General features: G+C 39.3%; 4 protein-coding genes. 2 read left to right on the forward strand and 2 right to left on the reverse strand.

The genetic code is table 11. The features are described from left to right. Nucleotides 1–155: 155 nt before the first annotated feature. Nucleotides 156–452 carry a YuzC family spore coat inner layer protein gene (locus LD028_RS02075; protein ID WP_237810772.1) on the forward strand — a complete coding sequence of 99 codons (297 nt, stop codon included), beginning with the start codon at nucleotides 156–158 and terminating at the stop codon, nucleotides 450–452. On the opposite strand, the gene LD028_RS02080 is transcribed toward LD028_RS02075, so the two are convergent. Further along, nucleotides 440–589 (reverse strand): hypothetical protein, encoded by a 150-nt coding sequence (locus tag LD028_RS02080; RefSeq protein ID WP_237810773.1) that lies wholly within the window; start codon nucleotides 587–589, stop codon nucleotides 440–442. The two genes, LD028_RS02075 and LD028_RS02080, sit on opposite strands and share 13 nt — an antisense overlap. A 111-nt stretch (nucleotides 590–700) precedes the next feature. Between LD028_RS02080 and LD028_RS02085 the strand changes: the two genes are divergently transcribed. After that, nucleotides 701–1,285 (forward strand): biotin transporter BioY, encoded by a 585-nt coding sequence (locus LD028_RS02085; RefSeq protein WP_237810774.1) that lies wholly within the window; start codon nucleotides 701–703, stop codon nucleotides 1,283–1,285. A 20-nt stretch (nucleotides 1,286–1,305) separates the two neighbouring features. On the opposite strand, the gene LD028_RS02090 is transcribed toward LD028_RS02085, so the two are convergent. Then, on the reverse strand, nucleotides 1,306–2,007 hold the full coding sequence (locus tag LD028_RS02090; RefSeq protein WP_237810775.1) for a 3D domain-containing protein: 702 nt from the start codon (nucleotides 2,005–2,007) through the stop codon (nucleotides 1,306–1,308). Nucleotides 2,008–2,074 lie beyond the last annotated feature (67 nt).

Below are 2,074 nucleotides of genomic sequence, written 5' to 3' on the forward strand. Positions count from 1 at the left end.
AAAAATAACCAGTGGTCGCGAAGCGTACCTATGGATTGTTAGATATCAACAAAAATGAAAAAGTATGTGATTCATTTTGTCGAAAAAATTTTTTTGGCACCCCTATGATGCCAAGAAACCTTGATATATCAACATTTCTAGAGGGAGGGAGAACGATGTATCCAAACGTCGATATTACACAATTTACACAATCGGCAAAAGCGATCCAAAAACTTTTTAAAGACGCAACAGCTATTTCCTCAAAAATTGCGAACGATCCTGTTTTTGCGAAAAAATTGATGGAGAAAGCTCAACAATCGAAACAAGAAGAAGTACAAAAACAACTCCAATCGATTAGTATTGAATCTGAAATAAACATTTCTTTTAATCCAAATACGATTCATATAACGCTTTCTCCAAAAAAAGGCGAGTCGCCTTGTTGCCAACTCACCTTTCTTCTTTACTGGCGATAATTCGGTTCCGCCATTTGTTTCTCACCAATATGGGCTGCGTCGCGCAAATCATATCCATCATCTGTTTCACTTACATGAATGATATCTTCTTTTGCTCCCAACCGATTTGCGCGAAGCAATTGTTCTTCTTCTCTCATTATGATCCCCTCCGTATTGTTATGTTGTGCAAACGACTATCACTTATGTATTGACATTTTTTGTTTTATCATATACCATTTCGTTAACGAATAAAAAAAGGAGGTTAACAAATGCGCGCAAAAGACTTAACATTTATCGCTATGTTTGCAGCATTAATGGCGATCGGTGCAAACATTACATCATGGGCCCCGTTTCTCGTCATTGGTGGCGTTCCGATTACGTTGCAAACATTTTTTTGTGTACTAGCTGGTGCCATTCTTGGCGCAAAGCGTGGCGCAATGGCCATGACGGTTTACATGTTGATCGGGCTATTTGGTGCGCCTGTTTTTGCACGTTTTAGCGGAGGATTTTCAACTGTCATTGCCCCAACATTTGGATTTATTCTTTCTTTTATTCTTGCAGCATACGTAACTGGCCTACTGATCGAAAAAAGTACAAATCGTTCGATCGCACGTTTTATTACTGCCACAATCATCGGTATGGTCATTAACTATGTTGTCGGTACAAACTGGATGTATGCAGCATTTAAATTATGGGCTGAAGCACCAGAAGGTTTCTCGTACGCGATGGCATGGAGCTGGATGCTCGTTCCACTTCCAAAAGACATCATTTTATCCATCGTCGCTGGTATCATCGCACCGCGTATTTATAAAGCATTAAACCAACATCAATCATATAACAAATACGTTGCATAACGAAGAAAAAGGAAGTTCGGTTATAGCCCGACTTCCTTTTTCTTTATATATTGTTGTCGAAACACTTGCATCGATTCGTTTTCGTTCAGTGCTATCATCTCTTGCTCCGATAATGTCCCATCTCCGCGTTTGACGACATATACATTCACTTTTTTCTTCCCCCAATGTTTATACACATCATCTACTGTTTCGTAATACAAATCAATTTTATGACCTTTAATCGCTGACCCTGTATCCGCAACAACACCATATCCATATCCTGGGATAAATAAAATCGTCCCGATTGGAAAAATTCTCAAATCAGCTGCGATTGTTGAATACAAATCACGTTTTACACGTACACCCGAATATGTAATGCCATAACTCGGGTGATCGGGCGTTTTTCCTGTTGACTCCACTCCCGCTGTATATCCTGTCGCTACAACTGTGACAGAAGGATATCGTGACCAGTCAAACGCTTCTTCTAGCGTCAACGATTCGTTTGTCGTCTGCTGTGACGAGAGTTGAGTCACTTGTTTTTCGTGTTTACGAAAACGATCAGCTACGTACTCATACGTATCTGATGAAAATAATGATTTAAACGAGAAAAAAGAAAAACGTGAAGGTGAAAACCAATCAGATAACATTTTCGCTTCAACGCCCGATATCGATTGAAATGTCGTCATGAACGCGCACAAAAACAATACAACCATGGTCGACCGTCTTAACCATTTTATACCCATTTATTCACTCCTCCCACGGTTGTATTTCTTTCCAACATTCAAAAAAAATATACATTAGCTACAAAAA

This window comes from Anoxybacillus sp. LAT27 (genome assembly GCF_022030075.1).
GTDB classification, from domain to species: domain Bacteria; phylum Bacillota; class Bacilli; order Bacillales; family Anoxybacillaceae; genus Anoxybacillus; species Anoxybacillus kestanbolensis.